24 protein-coding genes and 1 riboswitch are annotated in these 21,629 nt (G+C 37.1%); of the genes, 14 read left to right on the top strand and 10 right to left on the bottom strand.

Going from position 1 to position 21,629, the window contains the following annotated elements:
* The first annotated feature begins 626 nt into the window (after window positions 1-626).
* Window positions 627-2,135, top strand: coding sequence for a carboxypeptidase M32 (locus tag AC4G3O_RS02515; RefSeq protein WP_491135765.1), 1,509 nt, complete (start codon window positions 627-629; stop codon window positions 2,133-2,135).
* Window positions 2,136-2,663: 528 nt separating this feature from the next.
* Here AC4G3O_RS02515 and AC4G3O_RS02510 read toward each other — a convergent pair.
* The 3 genes from AC4G3O_RS02510 to AC4G3O_RS02500 are packed head-to-tail and all read right to left on the bottom strand — an operon-like array spanning window position 2,664 to window position 4,967.
* Window positions 2,664-4,319 (bottom strand): b(o/a)3-type cytochrome-c oxidase subunit 1, encoded by a 1,656-nt coding sequence (locus AC4G3O_RS02510; RefSeq protein ID WP_066107318.1) that lies wholly within the window; start codon window positions 4,317-4,319, stop codon window positions 2,664-2,666.
* A complete protein-coding gene (locus tag AC4G3O_RS02505; RefSeq protein ID WP_066107315.1) occupies window positions 4,319-4,795 on the bottom strand; it encodes a cytochrome c oxidase subunit II in 477 nt (158 codons plus the stop codon). The genes AC4G3O_RS02510 and AC4G3O_RS02505 overlap by 1 nt, the downstream gene beginning before the upstream one ends.
* Window positions 4,796-4,817: 22 nt before the next feature.
* Entirely contained in the window at window positions 4,818-4,967 is a 150-nt protein-coding gene (locus AC4G3O_RS02500; RefSeq protein ID WP_066107311.1) for a cytochrome c oxidase subunit 2A, read from the bottom strand.
* A gap of 313 nt (window positions 4,968-5,280) precedes the next feature.
* Window positions 5,281-5,397: riboswitch (purine riboswitch) on the top strand.
* Between the two features lie 138 nt (window positions 5,398-5,535).
* On the opposite strand from AC4G3O_RS02500, the gene AC4G3O_RS02495 reads away from it, so the two are divergent.
* Window positions 5,536-6,132, top strand: a complete 597-nt coding sequence (locus tag AC4G3O_RS02495) for a xanthine phosphoribosyltransferase (protein WP_077248146.1) — start codon at window positions 5,536-5,538, stop codon at window positions 6,130-6,132.
* Window positions 6,119-7,435, top strand: a complete 1,317-nt coding sequence (locus AC4G3O_RS02490) for a nucleobase:cation symporter-2 family protein (RefSeq protein WP_491135764.1) — start codon at window positions 6,119-6,121, stop codon at window positions 7,433-7,435. The genes AC4G3O_RS02495 and AC4G3O_RS02490 overlap by 14 nt, the downstream gene beginning before the upstream one ends.
* Before the next feature lie 334 nt (window positions 7,436-7,769).
* On the opposite strand, the gene AC4G3O_RS02485 is transcribed toward AC4G3O_RS02490, so the two are convergent.
* The 3 genes from AC4G3O_RS02485 to AC4G3O_RS02475 form a co-directional block, all read right to left on the bottom strand.
* Window positions 7,770-8,195, bottom strand: coding sequence for a spore coat protein (locus tag AC4G3O_RS02485; RefSeq protein WP_066107306.1), 426 nt, complete (start codon window positions 8,193-8,195; stop codon window positions 7,770-7,772).
* 33 nt (window positions 8,196-8,228) lie between these two features.
* Entirely contained in the window at window positions 8,229-8,660 is a 432-nt protein-coding gene (locus tag AC4G3O_RS02480) for a spore coat protein (protein WP_066107304.1), read from the bottom strand.
* A gap of 129 nt (window positions 8,661-8,789) precedes the next feature.
* Window positions 8,790-9,017, bottom strand: coding sequence for a hypothetical protein (locus tag AC4G3O_RS02475; RefSeq protein WP_066107303.1), 228 nt, complete (start codon window positions 9,015-9,017; stop codon window positions 8,790-8,792).
* A 250-nt stretch (window positions 9,018-9,267) separates the two neighbouring features.
* Here AC4G3O_RS02475 and AC4G3O_RS02470 point away from each other — a divergent pair, with 250 nt between their 5' ends.
* The 8 genes from AC4G3O_RS02470 to AC4G3O_RS02435 all read left to right on the top strand — a co-directional run bounded on the left by AC4G3O_RS02470 (window position 9,268) and on the right by AC4G3O_RS02435 (window position 17,162).
* The gene (locus AC4G3O_RS02470; RefSeq protein WP_257469017.1) at window positions 9,268-9,399 is read left to right on the top strand and encodes a hypothetical protein; all 132 of its coding nucleotides are present in this window, start codon (window positions 9,268-9,270) and stop codon (window positions 9,397-9,399) included.
* A 199-nt stretch (window positions 9,400-9,598) separates the two neighbouring features.
* On the top strand, window positions 9,599-9,724 hold the full coding sequence (locus AC4G3O_RS02465) for a hypothetical protein (protein WP_257469018.1): 126 nt from the start codon (window positions 9,599-9,601) through the stop codon (window positions 9,722-9,724).
* A gap of 110 nt (window positions 9,725-9,834) precedes the next feature.
* Window positions 9,835-13,476: a dynamin family protein gene (locus AC4G3O_RS02460; RefSeq protein ID WP_491135763.1), complete on the top strand. Its 3,642-nt coding sequence runs from the start codon at window positions 9,835-9,837 to the stop codon at window positions 13,474-13,476.
* Entirely contained in the window at window positions 13,448-14,287 is an 840-nt protein-coding gene (locus AC4G3O_RS02455) for a sulfurtransferase (protein WP_139891772.1), read from the top strand. Before AC4G3O_RS02460 ends, AC4G3O_RS02455 begins: the two co-directional genes overlap by 29 nt.
* A 90-nt stretch (window positions 14,288-14,377) precedes the next feature.
* Complete coding sequence (locus AC4G3O_RS02450) at window positions 14,378-15,268, top strand: 5'-3' exonuclease (RefSeq protein ID WP_066107294.1); 891 nt, start codon at window positions 14,378-14,380, stop codon at window positions 15,266-15,268.
* 145 nt (window positions 15,269-15,413) lie between these two features.
* Entirely contained in the window at window positions 15,414-15,878 is a 465-nt protein-coding gene (locus AC4G3O_RS02445; protein WP_066107291.1) for an NUDIX hydrolase, read from the top strand.
* Window positions 15,879-16,017: 139 nt separating this feature from the next.
* Window positions 16,018-16,287 (top strand): DUF6123 family protein, encoded by a 270-nt coding sequence (locus tag AC4G3O_RS02440; protein WP_066107287.1) that lies wholly within the window; start codon window positions 16,018-16,020, stop codon window positions 16,285-16,287.
* Between the two features lie 140 nt (window positions 16,288-16,427).
* Window positions 16,428-17,162 (top strand): DUF5694 domain-containing protein, encoded by a 735-nt coding sequence (locus tag AC4G3O_RS02435; protein WP_491135762.1) that lies wholly within the window; start codon window positions 16,428-16,430, stop codon window positions 17,160-17,162.
* Between the two features lie 156 nt (window positions 17,163-17,318).
* On the opposite strand, the gene AC4G3O_RS02430 is transcribed toward AC4G3O_RS02435, so the two are convergent.
* Both AC4G3O_RS02430 and AC4G3O_RS02425 read right to left on the bottom strand, forming a co-directional pair.
* Complete coding sequence (locus tag AC4G3O_RS02430; RefSeq protein ID WP_491135761.1) at window positions 17,319-17,714, bottom strand: VOC family protein; 396 nt, start codon at window positions 17,712-17,714, stop codon at window positions 17,319-17,321.
* A gap of 50 nt (window positions 17,715-17,764) precedes the next feature.
* Window positions 17,765-18,160, bottom strand: a complete 396-nt coding sequence (locus AC4G3O_RS02425) for a reverse transcriptase-like protein (RefSeq protein ID WP_491135760.1) — start codon at window positions 18,158-18,160, stop codon at window positions 17,765-17,767.
* A 130-nt stretch (window positions 18,161-18,290) separates the two neighbouring features.
* On the opposite strand from AC4G3O_RS02425, the gene AC4G3O_RS02420 reads away from it, so the two are divergent.
* Entirely contained in the window at window positions 18,291-18,956 is a 666-nt protein-coding gene (locus AC4G3O_RS02420; protein WP_491135759.1) for a reverse transcriptase-like protein, read from the top strand.
* 8 nt (window positions 18,957-18,964) lie between these two features.
* Entirely contained in the window at window positions 18,965-19,180 is a 216-nt protein-coding gene (locus AC4G3O_RS02415; protein ID WP_491135758.1) for a zinc-finger domain-containing protein, read from the top strand.
* Window positions 19,181-19,204: 24 nt separating this feature from the next.
* Here AC4G3O_RS02415 and cspD read toward each other — a convergent pair whose 3' ends face one another.
* Entirely contained in the window at window positions 19,205-19,405 is a 201-nt protein-coding gene (cspD, locus tag AC4G3O_RS02410; protein WP_066107270.1) for a cold-shock protein CspD, read from the bottom strand.
* A gap of 212 nt (window positions 19,406-19,617) precedes the next feature.
* Between cspD and AC4G3O_RS02405 the strand changes: the two genes are divergently transcribed.
* The gene (locus AC4G3O_RS02405; protein ID WP_491135757.1) at window positions 19,618-20,604 is read left to right on the top strand and encodes an HD-GYP domain-containing protein; all 987 of its coding nucleotides are present in this window, start codon (window positions 19,618-19,620) and stop codon (window positions 20,602-20,604) included.
* Window positions 20,605-20,692: 88 nt separating this feature from the next.
* Here AC4G3O_RS02405 and metA read toward each other — a convergent pair whose 3' ends face one another.
* A complete protein-coding gene (gene metA / locus AC4G3O_RS02400) occupies window positions 20,693-21,601 on the bottom strand; it encodes a homoserine O-acetyltransferase MetA (protein WP_066107265.1) in 909 nt (302 codons plus the stop codon).
* Window positions 21,602-21,629 lie beyond the last annotated feature (28 nt).

The raw sequence follows: 21,629 nt of genomic DNA, 5'->3' as shown, positions 1-21,629 counted from the left end.
GTTTGATTTACATTTTTTAGTTTCGTTTACTTCTTGGAAAAAGAAAAGCCCAGATATGAGGACTTACTTCTTGCCTTGTAATACAAAGCCTTAGAGACGCAATTAGTGACTTCATAAAATAAAGGAGGCAAAGGAAATAAGTTAGTCTTGAGGGCAGAAATAAGCACCCTTTAGGGATTTATTTTGTGTATACCATATTTCTATAGCTTTATCTGTCCTAATTAATTTTTTATCCAGCCTGTTTATGGTTTTTATATGCGAAAAAGTAATCAGGTAAAAATATCTGAAATAGTACTCGTAAGTGATCAAGAAATTCATGTGTTATCAAACACGCCACGAAAAAACGAAAGGTATTCAAGGATTTTATTTGTACAGATTTATTTTCAATATTGGGGAAAGATGCCGCGGAAAAAACACAAAGGGAATTTGAAGACAATCAGCAATAAAAGTAAACGCTAACCCCAAGGGTTGGCATTTTTTATTTAGTTTGAAATGGTGGAATACTAGGTAATTAGACTTTTTCAGGACTGGTAGGAAAAGTACGCATATTCGTATATAAAACTATCTACCTAGTATACTTAATATGGTAAAATATTCAGTATACTTTAAGGAGAAGGGGGATCTATATGACAAACCTATTAGAAAAAGAGTTTTTAGACTATATACATACCATGGATGCATTCAGAGAAGCATCTGCACTGATTGGATGGGACATGCGCACTGGGGCTCCAAAGAAAACGATTGATAAGAGAAGTCAAGTGCTATCCATCTTATCGAAAGAACATACTGAAATGGCAACCGGAACTAAAATGGAACGATACATAGAAGAGTTATCAAAGCCTGAACTGAAGGAGCAGTTGGATTCAAATACAATTGTCATTGTTGAGGAATGTAAAAAAGAATACGAGAAGATGAGTAAAATCCCCGCAAATGAGTATAAGGAGTATGTTGAACTACAGTCCAAGGCTGAAAGTATATGGGAAACGGCAAAAGAAACATCTGATTTTTCGTTGTTTATGCCATATTTGGAACAATTAATTGATGTGAATAAGAAATTTTTATCCTATTGGGGAAAAGCTGATCATCCTTATGATGGATTACTCGATTTGTATGAACCGGGTATGACAGTTGAGATATTGGATGATGTATTTGCCAGGCTAAGAGAAGAAATTGTACCGCTTGTGAAAAAGATTGGTGAATCGAATAAGAATCTAGAAACGAACTTTATATATAAGTCATTTAGTGAAGAAGCACAGAAAAAATTATGTATGGAATTGATTCAGGAATTAGGTTATGACCTGGAAGCGGGACGTCTGGATAATACAGTCCATCCGTTTGCTACAGCTTTAAACGCAAATGATGTGAGGATTACAACGAAATATGTTGAGGAAGATTTCCGTGTTGCTCTATTTGGTACCATACACGAATGCGGACATGCCGTATATGAACAAAATATTAATAAAGAATTAGAAGGAACACCTTTATGTACCGGTACATCAATGGGTATCCATGAATCTCAGTCCTTATTCTTTGAAAACTTTATCAGCCGTAATCTTAGCTACTGGAAACATAATTTTGATAAATTAAAAGATGTCTCGCCTGAACAATTTGATAATATTGACCTCGATACGTTCTATAAGGCTATTAATGAATCAAAGCCTTCCTTAATTCGGATTGAGGCTGACGAACTCACGTATCCTTTGCATATTATGATTCGGTATGAATTAGAAAAGGGATTGTTTAATGGAGATCTAAAAGTAGCTGATTTGCCGAAGCATTGGAATGATAAGTATGAAGAGTACTTGGGAATCCGGCCTGAAAATGATGGTGAAGGAGTTTTACAGGATGTCCATTGGGCAGGTGGCATGTTTGGGTATTTCCCATCCTATGCACTCGGATATATGTATGCAGCTCAATTCAAAGCTGCAATGCTGAAGGATATTCCGAACTTCGATGAAACTATTGAAAATGGAGACTATAACAAAATTACTGGATGGTTAACGAAGCATGTCCATCAGTATGGAAAGTTGAAATTGCCTTTAGAGATTATAAAGGATGCTACGGGAGAAGGATTAAATCCACAGTATTTGATAACGTATTTAAAAGAAAAATATACTGCACTGTATGATTTATAAACAATAAAAAGGTGTTCGTTAAGTAGAAGTTTAGATGCTTGACGGCGCCTTTATTTATTGCTGAGGAAAGGTTTTGGCTTGTTCACTTGCTGTGGAGAATGGATGACAGGGGAAGAAAGAGGCTGATTATGACGGTTGGAACGGATGAATTAGTTTAGCTCAATCCTTAAATAAATCGCTCAAAGGCTATTTTTAAAGCTCAATTAGGCTCAAAACTGCTCAATTATTTTCCCGTTCGCGCAATTAATTCTGATGATGCTCATATAATTAAGAATTCGCTCTTTTAAGTTGAAAATCGCACATATATGATGGAATTCGCTCATATACTTCATTTTTCGCTCAATAATGGTTAGCTAATCAGGTATCTCTTAGATTAGGTAGAATAATTGATACTTTAAAGCGTACACCAATATATGAAAATACAATTTTATAAACAAATAAACTCTCAAATATCAAAATAATTAAAATAACAGATGCAGAGAACATATTTGTCATCCGCATCTGCTATAGTTTTTTGTCATAGCACCTTTACCAGAGCTTAAATCCTTTTGACCCAGGTGGTGCATTTTGGATCATGTCTACAAATGGCAGGGTATAGGCGAGAATGATTAAAACTGCTGTAATACCAATCCATAGCTTCCAATTTTCAAGGATGAAAGGTGTTTTTTCAGCCTTTTCTGATACTTCACCAATCGGAAACTCTTCATCACCTTTAGGGGCAAAGAAAGCTAGATTAACGAAGATAACTAAAATCAAAATGATACCAATGAAGAGGATGGAGCCTCCAACGGCCTGAGCGATTTGATATGGAATCCATTCAGCAGCCTGAGCGGAACCGCCATATGTGGAGTAGGATGATCTTCTTGGTGCACCCAGCAGACCTGCAAAATGCATGGCGCCAGACATAAAGGTCATTCCAACTGCCCATGTCATAGCTTGGATGATGGCTAATTTATTCATTTTTTTAGTAAGCTTACGGCCGGTTAAATGTGGAACCAACCAATACATGGCACCAAAGTAAGTTAAGACAACAGAGGTAGCAAGTGTTAGATGGAAATGTCCTGTTACCCAAATCGTATTATGTACAACCTGGTTCAATTGGTTGGAAGCATTGACAATTCCTCCTGCACCAGCAGGGATAAAAGCAACCATTCCGATAAAAGGAACCGTAAAGCGCGCATCACCCCAAGGAAGGGCTTTAAACCATCCAAAGATTCCTTTATAGCCTTTTGCACGTCCTGCACTTTCAAAAGTGGCGAACATGGAGAAAGCTGTCATTAAGGATGGAATGATGACCAGGAAAGTTAAAATAACCTGTAAAAATTTCCATGCAGGATCAATCCCAGGCTCCGTTAATTGATGGTGGAAGCCAACAGGTACAGAAAACAGTAAGAATAAAATAAACGATAATCTCGCCAATGAATCAGAGAATATTTTTCCGCCAATTACTTTCGGAATGACGACATACCAAACCATATAAGCCGGCAATAACCAGAAATATACGAGCGGATGTCCAAAATACCAGAATAACGTACGGCTAATAAGAACATTAATAGAATCAACCCATCCAAGTGACCATGGAATAATCTGTACCAACACAGTAGCCGCGACACCAAGGGTAGCTGTAAACCATAATACATTATTGATAATGACCATGAATGATAATAAAGGTCCAACTTTACCCTTATTTTGTTTTCTCCAGTTAATATAAGCTGCAACCATAGCTCCGCCGTCCAGCCAGCTTCCCACTACAACAAATACCAGCCCGAAATAAAAAATTGGATGAGCCTGTAATGGTGCGTAAAAAGTATAAAGAACGGATGCTTCATTAAGTAGAATCATTGTAGCTGACATAGCTGTACCGATGGTCATCATCCAGAAACCAATCCAACCAACCGTTCTTGCCTTTTTAGATAGTGTTCCGCTTGTTTTGCTGATTGCTGCAAATTGAAAGCCCATTATAAAAAATGTAGTCAGTATAAGTCCAAGTAAAACACCGTGAACAGTAAGAACTTGATAATATGTAATTCCGGCAGGCAGTGTGTATTTTCCTGATCGGACAAGAACCTGTAAAAGGCCAGCGAATCCTCCAAGAGCCAGTGCGATAAATGCCACATAGAAGTGGGCCATAGCGAGCTTACCATCAGCTCTGTTTACTTTAAGATCAGTTTGATTCCTATTCATTAGTCAACCACCTCGATTTTAGACGTCATCATGGTATGGCCCGTACCACAATATTCATTACATAAAATTAAATATTCACCGGTTTTATCGAATGTCTTTGTATATTCATTCACATAGCCAGGCTCAATCATCATATTGACATTCGTTCCTGCCACTTCAAATCCATGAACAACATCCGTTGAGGTAGCCATGAATTTTACAGTTGCACCTTTAGGAATTTGAACTTCACCTGGGTCAAATTTAAACGCGGAAACAACGAATACTAATTCGTAATCCCATTCTTTCCCTTCAACTTTATGTAAACCCGGTTTATCAAAAGGTTTAGTTTCTGTTACTTTTTCTGGATCAATCGTCACCAGGCAGCTTGCCGGTTGGTTTCCATCATAAAATGCACTGACCCCTAATACAGTTAAAAATACAAAAAGTGCTGTTACCCCTAATATAAGCCATATCTTTTCAAATTTATGGATATGCATGGCCGATAATCTCTCCCTTCTTCTACAGACGATCTAAAAATAAAAAGTAAACGCTTGCCCATACAATTAAAATGAATGCCCCAAGTGTTAAGACAGAAATCAATGTTCCGGAAAGATTAGTTTCTTCGTTCTTCTTAACCTTGACGGGTACGTTTAATTTAGTTTTTGCCACGTTTTTCTCCCCTCTCGAAAATAATGGAAATGTGCTTTGAGTATATTCTACTAGATAATATTGGAAATGGATGATGGTTATTTCATTTTCACAAATCGTTCACCAATAAGGTTATTACTGTATTAATAGTGTAAAATTGATATAACAAGCGTTTTATGGGTAGGATGAATGAAATAAATATGGCTGAATTGTGAAAAACAGTTTCTTTATAGAAGATTCGTCTTTTATTTGGACACAAATATTGGACAATATAAAAGTAGTTTTTGACGAAAAAACACTTTGCAAACGAGTATTTTGTTGATATAATTCTCAACATACTAATTACATACGCACTCATATAATAGCAGGGATATGGCCTGCGAGTTTCTACCAGATTACCAGTGTGGTTCGCCACCGAAATAATCTGACTATGAGTGGGAAACAAGCGCCCGAGTTAATAATGCGCTGTTCATATTTGTCCGGATATAAAGGACCTATGAATTGTTGTACCCACTTTTAGGTAGGTGACAATTTGTAGGTCCTTTTTATTTGTTCATTTATTTGAAGCAAGGGATTGGAGGAGTAAAAGTTGAAATTGTTAAAAGCTAAAATTATGGAGGAAGGGCAAGTCCTTTCAAGTGAGGTCCTAAAGGTAGATACGTTTTTAAATCATCAACTGGATCCTGAATTAATGGTGGCGATAGGTAAAGAATTCGCGAAGAGGTTTAAGGATGCTGGGATTACGAAAATTTTAACCATTGAGTCATCTGGAATAGCTCCATCGGTTATGGCAGGGCTTGAGCTTCAGGTCCCAGTTATTTTTGCCCGCAAGAAAAAATCATTGACCCTGCAAGACGACTTATATACGTCCACTGTTTATTCATTTACGAAAAAAGAAGAAAATACGATCTGCATTGGCCAAAAGTTTTTAAATGAAGAAGATGTTGTATTAATCATTGATGATTTCTTGGCTAAAGGACAAGCTGCTTTTGGTTTGGTTGATATTGTGAACCAAGCGAACGCCAAAATTGCCGGACTGGGAATTGTTATTGAAAAATCCTTCCAGGATGGCGGTGAAATTTTAAGAGATAAAGGATATCGGGTGGAATCACTCGCTCGTATCCAATCCCTTGAAAAAAATAAAGTAATCTTTTTGGAGGAGGAAACAGCCAATGCAAATGAATAAATGGAAAACCGCTTCACTGGGTATCCAGCACGTATTAGCTATGTATGCCGGAGCAGTTGTAGTACCTTTGATTGTTGGTGGAAGTATTGGCTTAACCCCGGAGCAATTAACACATTTAGTTTCAATCGATATTCTGATGTGTGGAATTGCGACACTTTTGCAGGTATGGAAGAATCGATTCTTTGGTATCGGGTTGCCTGTTGTCCTAGGCTGTACATTCACGGCAGTGGGTCCAATGATTGCGATTGCAGGAGAATACGGAATACCGGCTATATACGGAGCTATTTTAGCATCAGGATTATTTGTTATTTTAGTAAGTAAGTATTTTAGTAAGCTGTTGAAATTTTTTCCTCCGGTTGTGACTGGATCAGTGGTAACGATTATTGGGATGACTTTGATTCCGGTAGCTATGAATAATATGGCTGGTGGGGAAGGCTCGAGTGATTTTGGCTCAACATCTAATATCCTGTTGGCATTTGGTACATTGCTATTTATTATTATTTTTTATAAGTTTTCAACAGGTTTTATAAGAGCCATCTCTATTTTACTTGGATTAATTGCAGGTACAGTCGCAGCAGCTTTCATGGGAAAGGTGAACATCCAAGCTGTAATCGATGCCGATGCACTCCTAACTCCTACTCCTTTTTATTTCGGGATGCCAACCTTTGAATGGGCACCAATAATTACGATGATTCTCGTGGCACTTGTTAGCTTAGTAGAATCAACAGGTGTTTATCTTGCTTTATCTGATATTTGTGAAAAGGATTTAAAAGAAGAGGATTTTGCTAAAGGTTATCGGGCAGAAGGGTTAGCGATTGTGTTCGGTGGTATCTTTAACTCTCTTCCTTACACGACATTTTCTCAAAACGTTGGATTAATCCAAATGTCCGGTGTACGTTCCAACAATGTGATTTATACGGCAGGTGCATTTCTAGTCCTGATTGGCTTCAGCCCAAAAATTGGAGCAATCACGACAATTATACCTTCATCCGTACTGGGCGGAGCGATGGTAGCCATGTTTGGAATGGTGGTTGCAGCAGGTATTAAAATGCTGAGTCAAGTAGACCTTCACTCTCAGGAAAACTTGCTGATTATTGCTTGTTCCTGCGGAATCGGTCTTGGGGTATCTGTTGTTCCGGAAATGTTTGCTAATCTGCCAGATACATTGAAAATCCTGACTGAAAACGGAATTGTGGCTGGAGGAGTAACTGCGATAGGATTAAATCTATTGTTTAATGTAATCTTCAAAAAGACCCAAAAAGATAGTCCACTGATTCAAAATAAGGAAGAAATAGTTTATTAATTCGATTTATTTTGAGGTAAGTTTATCTATTTTAATGCCTAAAAACTGTTGGATTGTCCGCGTGTCCTATCAAATTACTGAAAAGGTAGTATTCATTTTGTTCAACAAAGTAAAGAATAATTAAATAGATGTGAAGAATCAAGTGGTATTTGTTTGATAGAGCATAACTCTGCTAGAAGGCAGGGGAATGGCGAAAATGTAAGTGACCGGCTTATTAGTAAATTTCCAAGAGTTTATTTCAAAATAGTGATTAAAAAGTAAAAAGACATGAGCTAGTCATGTCTTTTTACTATATTATACAGGTTATCCATCTTTAGTATCTTGAGCATCATCTTTATCCAATATCTAGTCTAGCAACAATAGCCACAAGAATTTGGATTAATACTTGTATATTTAAAGCTATTTGAGTATCCGTACTTTCGACCCTTACACACTTTGAACCAGTAATAATTGTTTTTTGGGTATTTCGTTGTTTAGATTTGAAAAATTGTTTTAAATCTTGAACTACCCCTTTGCCGGCTTCATTATCCCCAACTGATATACTAATAACAATTGCGATTGCTACTTGAATAGCTGCTTGTAAAGATAATGCCACTTGAGTATCTGTTGTATGCACTTCTACATCCTCTGAATCTTTGACGACGATCCATTCATAGGATTGCTGTGTGATTGATGTGATTTGATCAGCCTCTTGGGTGACTTCCGCATCATCATTTTTACATTTGAAATTGTCTAATGCTCTCCAATTCTTTTCACTCATTTTTCTTCTCACCTCTTATTTTATTTTTTGAATTTACGCGATATCTAATCTGGCTACAATAGCTAGAAGTGCTTCTAGCATTACTTGAAGGTTTGCAGAGATATCTGTGTCAGTAGTTGTAACCCTAACGTCCCTTGAATTTTCGATATGAATTTTTTGTACACTCTTTTGCTCAGAATTAAAGTGCTGAAGAAGGTCTTGAACAACACCATCGCTATCATCTGAATCTGCAATTGAAATTTCAATTACCAATGCGATTGCGAGCTGCAAAGCTAATTGGAGGGACACTGCTGCTTGAGTTTCTGTAGTTTGAACAAACACGTTACCTGAATCCTTGATAATGATTAATTCATCTGATTCTTGGATTTCAGAAGTGAACTGATCAGCGTCCTGGGCTATCTCTGCCGTGTGCCGCTTTTCCTCATCCCTTTCCCTTTCACAATTGTCACCAAAATAATTTGACATTTTTCTACCACTCCTTTGTGATTTGGTCTTTATAAAATATGAGGATGTCCTTTGTTTTGATTGGACAAAAAGCTCAAATGTGTTTGTCCATCGAAAAAAAACGCCTGCTAATCAGGCGTTTTAAAATGATCATTTTTCATTGCTTTTGTTATCCTCGGTTGATGAGGATTTTACAAATGTTTCCACCTGGTTAGTCAAATCACTAACTAACTCTTTTATCATTTGCTTTTGTTCATCGGATAACTTTTCTTTAGCCTTCTCAGCGTTAATTCCATTTTTCCGAAAAAGATCACTTACTAGTAAATTAATTAGCTGCTGAGGGATCAACTGTGGGGATTGATTCTGGTCATCACTCACAAATTTCACTCCTTTTATTAAAATATAATCAGAATCATCATATGTACGTCATCAATATTATTCCTGTACAATCTACATAAAATTAGAACAGATAAAAGTAAATAGGCATATGCAATTGATATAATGCTTCTTTTTGGAGTGGTTTACAGTTTTAATAAAGAACAAAGAGAAATGAATTAATATACTCTAAATGAGGAACCAGCAACCATCATATTACATATACTGTATGTAAAAAAGGTGGATACACCATATGAAAAAGTATTATTGTATTCATTGCCATTCATTACATGAGATGCTGAAAGTCTGCCATGTCTGTGGACAGGACCGATTGAAGGAAATTTTTATAACGATTCAGCATAACGAAAAGAAGAGCGGCAATTAACCGGATAAATCATGAACAATCTGTCTTGGTATTCAGGGGAGATTGTTTACCTGTTGTTTAGAACTTACATAAAGCACAGGCGTGTATAGGTAATATCTGTTTTGAACAGAATTTTGATTGAAAATGATTATCATTGATGATACACTGGAACTATAATGAGAGACGTTATCAATTAACTACATGACAGGGAAGGTGCATGATGATGATTTGGGTATTTGTAGGTGCAACGGTAACAGCCTTTAGCGGAGTCATGGTTCATGTTTTAAATAATGTAGCAAATCCTAAAGTTATAGCAGCTCAATCACAAGCTAATCAAAGTATGTAAGTTCAGACAAAAGTCTGAACTTATTTTTTTACCAAAATAGATATTTATGGGCAACTATTCCAATTTTCGATAAAATAGATAGATAAATGATTATTAATAAGGGGATAAGTATGAGACTGCATACAAGGGAAGTAACACTTAACCAGCTTTACGCTATTTATAAGTACTTTGAACAAGATGGGGATCAAGTACGGGCACAAAAAACGATCGATATTATGAATAAGGTTAATGATAATGAGTATAGCTTGGCATTTTGCGGACATTTTTCGGCCGGAAAATCTACGCTTATTAATTATATTTTGAAACAGCCGATATTGCCTTCCAGTCCCATTCCGACAAGTGCTAATATCGTGAAAATAAGGAGCGGCAATGGAGAAGCCAGGGTCACTTTAAATGATCAAAAATGTCTAATCTTTCAGCCGCCAATTGATTTTAACAAAATTAAAGAATTTGCGAAAAACGGAGGTTCCATCCAAAAGATCGATTTGATGATTCAGAATTTTCCGTATGCAGACAACTTAGTTTTATTGGATACACCAGGGATTGACTCAACTGATGAAGCCCATGAATTGTCGACTGCCTCCTCATTTCATCTGGCAGATGCGGTTTTTTATGTGACCGATTACAATCATATTCAGTCAGAAATAAATTTTCAGTTTACAAGAGATCTGGCACGTATGGGGAAAAGAATATATGTCATCATTAATCAAATCGATAAACATCAGGAGGATGAGCTTTCTTTTACATCTCTTAAACAAAGTGTAAAGCAAGCTTTTAAGGATTGGGATATACCAGTAGAAGAGTTTTACTTTACTACTATGAAAGCGGAGGATCATCCCTTTAACCAAGCTCACCGTGTAACTGAAAAAATAGCTGAATTAGCTGGTATTGCGCCAGCTTATGATGTGAATTCACTTCTTAACCATTTAATAATGGAGCATCTAAATTGGAAAGAAGCGGATTCCAATCAAGCCAGAAATCATCTGGAGCAGCAGCTGCATGACAAACAGAATCATCACTTGTTAGAAATTATTGATTCTGCTGAAAAATTTAGTAAAAGCATTATTAATTTCCGTGAGCATGAGGAAGATAAATTTGATGAACAAATTGGGCATATTATCGAAAATAGCAATATCACTCCATATGAATCCAGGGAACTGGCGAAATCATATTTGGAATCAATGGTTACATCTTTTAAAGTCGGGAGAATATTTGGAAAAAGTAAAACAGAACAAGAAAAAGAAACTCGTAAAGCTAATCTGATTCAAAATATTAAACAGCAGACTGAATCGACAATTTTGTGGAATTTAAATGAATATTTTCAAAGAATGATGAACGATTATCCAGGACACAAACAGGAGAGTCAGAATATCATCCAGTCATTCGACTATGATATTCCCTATGAAACGATCATTGAGGTAGATCAGTTAGCTTCTGTTACCAGTGACTTGGTGTTGAATTTTTCCAAGGATTTGGCATCTTCCATTAAAAAAGCTGCGGGCAAGCAAGCGTTAACTCTTTTCAATACCTTGGTGAGTCAGTGGGAAGAGGAAAGAGAGCAGCGTCTCACCCGGGTGAAGGAGGAATTAAAATCGGACCATTCTATTCTTCACATTTGGCAGGATTGGCAAGTACAGCTGACTAATCAGCGGAGCTATAAAGATAAAATTATGAATGAGTTGACTAAAAGATCCAGATATAACCTTACAGAAGTCATGGAATTCCTGCAAAGCCAGCAAAAAGAGGGTTCAATTGTGGAGATGGATATTAAAGAAGTTAAAGATATTGAACCTGAGCCAAAGCCTGAACGGATTATAAAAAAAGTGGAGACGGCACAGCCGATTTATACATCTGAGCAAGTGGCTTTAAAGCTGCAAAAAGCTTCCCAGGCTTTGAACCACTTACCTGGTCTTGAGAAATTAGCGCAGGAGCTGAAAAATAGGGCAGATTCACTGATGAATCAAACTTACACTTTAGCTCTCTTTGGTGCTTTCAGTGCAGGGAAATCCTCATTTGCCAATGCACTTTTAGGAGCAAACGTTTTACCCGTTTCACCGAATCCTACTACCGCTGTCATTAATCGTATTTTGCCGCCAACGAGCCTACATAAACATGGTACTGCTACCATTCATGCTAAGACGGAGACCATGCTGCTCGATGATTTAAATGAACTGTGGTTTGAGGATGGTTTAAAAGTACAGGATCTAGCGATGGCAAGGAAACAGGCGCAAACCATGCTCAAGAAACAAAGCTATGCGCTAGGATTAAAGGTTTCTTTCCTGGAGGCATTTTTAAAGGGGATTGACTCCTTTGAAGAAAATCTTGGTAAAAGTTTTGCCGTTTCATTGGATGAGTTTTCTGTGTATGCAATAGATGAAACAAAATCATGCTTTATCGAACGCATTGATTTATATTATGACTGTGATTTAACGCGAAAAGGCGTTATTTTAGTTGACACTCCCGGAGCGGATTCTGTTAATGCGAGACATACAGGTACCTCCTTCAATTATATAAAGCATTCAGATGCGATTTGCTTTATTACGTATTATAATCACCCATTCGCACGGGCTGACCGAAATTTCCTTGATCAACTGGGACGGGTTAAGGATTCATTCAGTATGGATAAGATGTTTTTCCTTTTGAATGCGGCTGATTTGGCTGAAAATCTGGAGGAGAGAAAGGTGGTTGAGGATTATTTACGCAGTGAATTGCAAACTTCAGGAATCCATCATCCACGGATTTATCCAATTTCAAGCCGTGCAGCGCTACAACAAAGGACTGAAGAACTCAATTCAGGAAATGAGGCATATATCGAGCTGTTTTCCCATTTTGAATCAGCTTTCTATTCATTTATTCAGGAGGAGCTTAAAGGTATATTAGTTAATGCAGCTATGCTGGATTTGGATAAGGCACTTCAGCTTACCAGTCGACTTGTCGAGCTGTCCAATGAAACCGAGGAGCAGAAGACGAAAAGACGTGTCCAATTGCATGAAAACTGGGAGCGAGTGTTAGCGATATTAAATGAAAAAAGATTTACTCATGAAATGGCCAGGATGAAGCAGGAAACAGAAGAATTGATTCATTATAGTAAGCAAAGGATTAACCTGAACTTCCCGAATTATTTTAAAGAATTTTTTAATCCCGGTACATTAAAGGACCATCGGCAGTCCCTTTTAGCCTGTACGAATCGTTTACTTGATCAAGTCAGAATTGAATTGGCCAATGAAATACAGGCTACATCCTTGCGTTTAGAGGTTATGGTCAAAAAGACCATGCATGATACCTATGTCCAGTTAGTTCAAGAGATTCAAACCATCCATAAAGATTGGTCATTCAGTGAGCCTAAGTCAGATTTACAAAACGAATATAATACCGACCGAGCGCTATTAAATTTAACGGCAGATGATTTCAAAGAAGAACTGAGACTTTTCAAGGGTACCCAGCATTTCTTTGAAAAGAATGGTAGAAAACCAATGGCTGATGCCTTTTTGGAGAAGTTAAACGACTATCTAGATGTTTATTATACAGATCAACAGAACAAATTGTTTGAGCATTTTGAATCAGCCATTCAGTATATAAGTCTTTCATTAATTGAGGAGATGAAAACCGAAGGCAATGAACGATTGAAAAGTATGGAATTGACATTAAACAAGAAATCTAATCCTCAAATTTACCTGGAGGCTGAAAAGCAAATCAAGTTAATTTTAGAATCGGAGGAGGAGAATGCAGTTGCAGCTGGTAAAAGAGTCTGAATGGTTATTTGAACATTTGAGTGATCCTGATTTACGTATCATCGATTGCCAATTCCATTTATCCAATAAAACAGCGGGACGAGAACAATATAGAGAATGCCATATACCGGGAGCTGCTTTTATGGATGTTGCTCAGGATTTGTCCGGTCCAATTAAGGAACATGGAGGAAGACACCCGCTTCCTGCGAGAGAAGACTTTATTGAACTAATGAAAGCCATCGGTATACATGAACAGACAACCGTTATTGCTTATGATGGCGGCGAGGGAGCTTTTGCCGGTCGCTTTCTATGGACAGCCCAATTATTTGGATATGAGCGTGTATATGTACTTAATGGAGGATTAAAGGCTTGGCTGGAGAAAGGATATCCAGTAACCGAGGATATTCCTGTGCTGACACCAACAGATTATGCCCCTGTCATGAATAAGAATCTATTAGTCACTTACCCTGAAGTGAAAGACTGGGCAGAGAATGATAGACCAGGTTATTTAATAGATTCCAGAGAATCAGACCGCTATAAAGGAATCCATGAGCCGATTGATCATAAAGCTGGGCATATACCCGGTGCAATAAATATGGATTGGACTGAAAATTTCAGGAACGGTAAATATTTGCCTGTACCAGAGTTGGAAAACCGTTTTAATCACTTGAACAAAGATGAGCCAATCATTGTTTATTGCGGTTCCGGTATTACAGCAACTCCTAATTATATTGCACTCAAGGAAGCAGGTTTTACGAATGTGAAAATCTATGCCGGCAGCTTTAGCGATTGGATATCCTATCCGGAAAACAGAATAGAAACGGACCAGTAAATTGATTTGATGGGAAATTTTTAAGAAGAGAATAAGGCCCGGATATGGTACAATCTGATAACAGAGAATCAGAACATCAGGGGGATTAGGATGAATCAAAATACCAATACATTATTATTAATAGATGGTTTTAACTTACTTAGCAGAGGTTATTTTGCAACTGCTTATGGGAAAACAGAAGATCAATTATATCGAAATAAAAATGGGATTTATACCAATGCACTGCGCGTGTTTTTTCAAAAAATGTTCAGCCTTATTAAAACTCACCAAGTAACGCATTTAGCTGTTGCTTGGGATGTAAAGCGCGAAGAATCGTCCCGCAGACAAAAATTTGATTTTTACAAAGCGACACGCGGAGAATTGCCGGCACCGCTCATTATGCAATATGAAACATTGCGTTCAAGTCTAGAACGGATTGGCGTTAAGCAGCTGTCTGTGCCTTCCTATGAAGCAGATGATGTAATCGGTGCGATTTCTACTATGTGGAGTACGAATAACATGGGGAAATGCTTAATTTACAGTAATGACCGTGACCTGTTTCAATTGCTGAATGAACATACGAGTCAAATTATTGCCAGTAAAACAGGAGATCGTGTTTATACCATTGAAGATTTTCGTGAGGATTATGGAATAGAATCAGCGCAATGGGTCGATGTAAAAGCACTGCTGGGCGATGCAAGTGATAATATTCCGGGCTGTCCTGGTATTGGTGAAAAGACAGCTTTACCACTTATCCAGCATTACCAAACGCTGGAGGGGCTATATGAACAGCTGGAATTATTAGATCCAAAATTCAATCGATGCAAGAAAAAGCTGGCGGCAGGACAGGAATCAGCCTTTATAAGCAAAGAATTGGCCCAAATTATATGTCAAATAGATGTATTTGAGGATTGGACTCATGAACATCTCATGTATGAGATTAATCATGATATTTTGGCTGATGAACTGGAAGAATTAGAATTAAGAATTCGTGTCAGCTAAAAATATATTGAGTAGTCATGATCGAGCTTTATGCCTGAAGGTTTAGGGCTCGATTTTTTTTTTTGATTGATTCATATAAACATGCAAAATCTTCGCTGTTACATTGATTAGTATTACAGAGCGGTAAATAAAAGGAGAGATGAGATTGGGCTATATTGAAGATTTAAGAGCTATTGTGGGTCATCGTCCCTTAATATTAGTTGGATCAGTCGTCGTTATTTCTGACAAGGAAGGCAGGCTGTTGTTGCAGCAAAGAAAATTTCCGAAGGAGTCATGGGGGCTCTCAGGCGGCTTAATGGAGCTGGGAGAAACGACCGAAGAAGTAGCCAGACGTGAAGTGACAGAAGAAACCGGCCTTACGCTGGGCAAGCTGCATTTTATTAATGTATATTCCGGACCGGAGTATTTTGTAAAGGCTGCTAATGGAGATGAATTCTATTGTGTCACGATTGCGTATTATACAAATGAATACGAAGGTGAATTAGTTGTAGATGAAAGTGAATCTATAAAGTTTGAATTCTTTTATCCACATGAATTACCGGGAAGAATCGTTAAAAGCCATAAAAAAATCATTGATGAATATTTATTAAAATTGGATACCGGGAAATAAGGGAAGGGTTAATTCAGTTGTAAAAGTCACCTGGGTGATCAACCTTTTTCAGACAATTCGACAAAAACCTGTATTCAACTTTTTAAAAATGTTTTACAATAAAAGAGTAATTTTGTGAAGGAGTGTGTTTGGGGGATACATGGAAAAATTAGAAGACTATATTTGTAGATTATCTTCGAAAGGATTTCGTCTTGGAGAAGAGGCAATAGGATTTATCTATTTTGGAAAACAGTTGACTTCAGCACCAGACTGGATCGTAAACATTGCACTGGAAAATACATTGAAAGCTCAAAAGAGATTTGATGGAGGTTTTTATATATCACTGCTGGAAACCTTGGTGAATGGTAAAGTTTCCAACAGAAAAGAAGCAAATCAATTAATGAAGGAACATGGCTTACAGGTATCTTGATTTCAATAAATCAAGGTATTTTTTTTTGGGTATTAATCCATATATAAACTAGTATTGCCAGCTTTATTGCTAAAAGATAGCTTTTTAGGCAGGATTTTTCCTGAATATTGTCTAATAAATGGATGATTAGGAGGGATATCATGTCGAAAAAGCCAAAAGTAATGATTCTCGGAACTTTTCATTTGCGATATACACCAGATTTTCATCGCGGAGATTTCGATGAGTCTATCATAACGGATCAGCAAAGGGAAATTGAAGCAGTCGTTAAATGTCTGAAAGAATTTAAACCGACTAAAATAGCCCTTGAAGTCGTAAAAGAAGAACATACTTCTCTAAATGACGAGTATGATAAATATCTGAATGGTGAGTTGAGAAATGAGGTCAACGAAATCCACCAATTTGGATTCAGGACTGCTGCTGAATTAGGTCATAAGGAAGTTTATGCGGTCGATTGGATGGAATCGGTTGGGAATAGGGGACTTGGTCAGGTATATGATTGGGCAAAAGAAGAACAGCCAGATAAATATGAATTTATTAAGGACCATTACTGGTCAAAGTTACATAAAAGCTTTGATCACATTGATATTTATGAGTTAGTTAAGGCGTGCAATACTGAATCAAGAATTAAACTAGAGCATGAATTGAATATGATAATTGCACAAATAGGAAAAGGTACGGACTATATCGGGATTGATTGGCTAAGATGGTGGTATCAGCGGAATTTAATTATTTATGCGAATCTTGTTGAAATGACTGTTTCACCCAAGGATAGAACACTTTTAATAATAGGTTCAGCCCATATTCACCTATTGACTCAGTTCATCAAAGAAAGTGGAACAATGGATGTTATTCCTGCTATAAACTATTTTAAATAGTCGTATCTTAAAAGGATTCTGAATTTTTTCATACTGAACTGACAACAGTATGTATATTGGTTATAAAATGACATTCTTACTACAAAAATTCTCCCTTGAATAGTTGGCATGATGCATTTATACAACTCTCCATTAGAACAACTAACCAAAGTGAGGTTAGGGTGCTACTAATTCAACTTTAATTCTGTCAGGATCTTCGAAAAAAACGGCATAATGATTTTTCCCACCTGCAAATGGATGTTGATCCTGATAAAGAATTAGTACATCCTTTTCTTTTAATTTCTTTGTTAGATCGTCTACCTGTTGTCTGGATTTGGCATAGAACGCCAAATGGTTTAATCCCGTTCGACATCTGTGATAAGGGATATCCATATATTTTTCCTCTGTCTGAACGAAGACTATATAGGTATCCCCGATTCTAAAGCTTTGTCCACTGTCCCACTCCTGGTAAAGTTCATATCCCAATTCAGCTAGAAGCCTGCCCCAAAAGTTAATGGATTTATTTAAATCTGATACATTGATTTCAATATGATGGATAAGCCCTTGCGACAATGATTTTTCCTCTTTTCTATCTTTATTCCATACTGTTTAAAACCGAATAATTATTTCTGCTCGTTCATTTGAATAGCCTGTCGGGATAACAAATCAGCTGATTTGTTTTGCGATTCTGGGATCCATTTGATGAAAAATAAGGAGAATTGAGACGAAAGCTCCAGTGCCTGATTGAGTAATTGTCTAAAGGATTCTTTTTTTACATACTCTTTTTCCATTGCATCCGCCACATGCTTTGAATCGGTTCGCACAGAGATGACATCGTATTTTTTTTCCAGGCATATCTTCAAAGCATGGATTAAGGCGAAGTATTCAGCTTCATGATTATTATGGATGCCAAGGGGTATGGAATATCGGTGGACTTCACCATCTGCTTTTATAAAAATACCGGCACCGCTTGGACCTGGATTTCCTTTAGCTGCGCCATCTACATATACTTCTATCATAAGAAAACATCCTTTCAAGTTAAAAAGTACATGAATTTTTATTAAATGTCTACTGTCATAGTTTTAGTGGTATCAGGATAATTTATATATAATGAATTAATTGTATAAAGGATTGGGAAGGGAGAAAGAAATGAACGTAACAGTAAAGGGTATCTACAACAAATCAAAAATACCTCCTGTAACCTTCACATCAGAAGAGATGGAAAGTCAATTTGCTTTAAGGCTTGTCAATGATCTCGAAAGCACGGGAAGATGGAGAGATTTCATTTTTATTGATGAACTGGGACAGGAATGGACAAAGAAACAGTTTCAGAAGCTGACAGAGGAAATAGAAGAAACCCCACAGAATGTAACGATTTATTTTGATGGAAGTCATAGACCAGGTGAAACTTTTGCAGGAGCTGGCGTTGCGGTTTACTACACACAAAACAATAAAAAGTTTCGCGTACGGAGCAATGAAGTCTTTGATTATATAGAGGACAATAATGAAGCAGAATATTGTGCGTTATTAGCAGCTGTCAAAAGGCTTGATGAACTGGGGGTTAAACATCAAAAAATTATGATAAAAGGGGATTCTCAGGTTGTATTGAAACAATTAACAGGAGAATGGCCTTGTTATGAAGAAAATTTAAATAAGTGGCTGGATCGGATCGAAGAACAGCTTAAGAATCTTGGCTTGCACTTTGAGACAATGTCAGTTCCAAGGAAAGATAATGAAGAAGCACATCGACTGGCATCACAGGCACTCGAGGGAATTGAGGTAGACAGTCAACTTGAATTACCAAAAATGGGGTGACATGATTAATGAATAAGAAAAAGGGGAAAAAAGAAGCACTTAAACAGGTTGATTTTTTGTTAAGTACGTATTGTGAGGGCTGCTTTTTACACAAACAGCTTGTCCGGGATAATGGCCGCACTCATGCACACCGTTTTTGTATCAATCAGTGCACAGTTGGTGAATCATTGAAACATATAGGCGGAAATTTGAATAAGAAAACAGAAAAGCCGCCTATCCAATAGGCGGCTATTAATTTTGGTTCATTATTAGGCTTTTTGTACGTTAGTAGCTTGAGGTCCTCTTTCGCCATCTACGATTTCGAAAGTAACTTCTTGGCCTTCTTCTAAAGATTTGTATCCTTCACCTTGAATAGCTGTGAAGTGTACGAATACATCATCTCCGCCTTCAACTTCGATAAAACCAAAACCTTTTTCGTTGTTAAACCATTTTACTTTACCGTTTTGCATAGATTTATTCCTCCTAAAACTGTGGCTCAAAAGCCAATTGCTATTTATCATAAACTTTAGATAAGTCATGATAATTTCAATATACAACATTCAAATATACAGTGTCAAAATGGATTTTAAAAAATATTGAAAATTTTTAAGAGGTGACTGGATAATTGGGTAAATATGGTATAATTGTTAAAATGAAATGAAAACATATGTCGGGGTGTCTGATGGATACACATCATAATGGTTTTTCTAATTATTTGCTGGAAAGAGTTTATATGAATCAATTACAAAAAGAAATAAGAGATAGGGTGGAACAAAAAACACCTTCTATCAAAGATAATGGGGAATTCCGAATGATGACGACAGAAGAGGTTTCTTTATGCATGGATCAGGCATGTACGGATATTCGGCATATATTTAAGGATATAAAGAGACGTGGAGAAATTTCCGTCAATCGGGTTAAACAGGAGATTATCCCTGTTATCAAGAGTGCATCATCGAGTCCGCGAATTTTTGAATTGCTTCATCAAACTAAACGTAAAGAGGAGTATACATACTGGCACTCCATTTGCGTAGGAATTCTATCCGGTCTAATCGGGAGATGGCTGAGATTGCCTATAGATGAGCTGGAAGACCTTATGATTTCTGCTGTTTTGCATGATATCGGCATGACCATGGTTCCGGAGAACATCTTAGATAAATCAGGTAAACTTACCTCTCAGGAATATAATATAATGAAACAACATACCGTCTATGGGCATGAACTATTAAGTAGTCTCGACCATATCCCTGATTCGGCTGCCATTGTTGCCTTGCAGCACCATGAGAGAGAAGATGGAATGGGGTATCCTCATGGATTAAAGGGTAAGCAAATTCATTACTTTGCTAAGATTGTCGCCATAGCAGATATATATCATGCGATGTCCTCAGAAAGAGTTTATCACGAAGCAACACCATTTTATTTAATCATCAAACAAATGCAGAATGATGTATATGGAACATTAGATGCTCATATTTTATTGGTTTTCATGGATAGATTGCTTCAGGCGCTGGTGGGCAAAAAAGTAAAGCTGAATAATGGCGAATATGGTTCGATTCTTCTCATAAATCGATATAATCCACTTAAGTCTTTAATAAAGACTGAAAGGGGAATCATAGATTTAATGGCATTTAGGGATATTGAAATCGTTAAGATTATTAATGAAGTATAAGAGGATATTGGATATTAGAAGAAAAAGACAGCTGATAGGCTGTCTTTTATATTTTATATAAGAATTTCTATTGTAAGAATACTTATCATTATTTCCACTGGTAAGGTGTCGTCTGATAGACATAATAATTCAGCCAATTAGAAAATAGAAGACTTGCGTGGCTTTTCCATGTATGAAATGGGAGCTGCAGCGGGTCGTCCTCAGGAAAATAATTTTGAGGAATAGGGGCACCTGAGCTCTTTGATAAGTCACGCTTATATTCATGGGACAAGGTAGCCAAATCGTATTCTGGATGACCGGTTACCATAATTAATCGTTTATCCTTAGAAGCGACCAGGAACAAACCTGCTTCCTCCGATTCTGCTAAGACGATTAACTCCTCATGATTGCGGATCTCTTCTGCTTCAATATCTGTATATCTTGAATGCGGAGCGTAAAAAACATCATCAAATCCTCTTACAAGGCTTTCGAATGGTTTCAATACTTTATGCTTATAGATGCCTGTACATTTTTTATTTAATAATTGCTTTGATATTCCAAAATGATGGTATAGGGCTGCTTGGGCTCCCCAGCATATATGAAGGGATGAGGTTACATGCTCCCTTGACCAATCCATTATGTTGATTAGCTCATTCCAATAGTGAACTTCCTCGAAGTCTAGCTTTTCAACCGGCGCTCCAGTAATAATTAAGCCGTCGAAGCGCTTCGTTGATACTTCGGGGAAGGTTGAGTAGAATTGTTCCAAATGTGTATGGGGTGTGTTTTTACTTTCATGTGTTTCCATTCGTAAAAAGGTTATTTTGACTTGCAGAGGAGTATTGCTTAGTAATCGAAGCAGCTGTGCTTCGGTTTTCTCTTTTTCAGGCATTAAGTTTAAAATGAGAATGTTTAAAGGTCGGATATCCTGACTAAGAGCTCTGTTATCATCCATTACGAAAATATTTTCTTCTTCTAAAATTTGTTTGACGGGTAGTTTATTTGGAATCGTAATCGGCAAGATATGGACCTCCTTGTTTGTTTAAATT

The sequence above is a fragment of the Bacillus sp. z14 (2026) genome (assembly GCF_058313575.1).
Note: the sequence above shows the minus strand (reverse complement) of the source record. Positions and strands in the feature narration are given on the sequence as shown.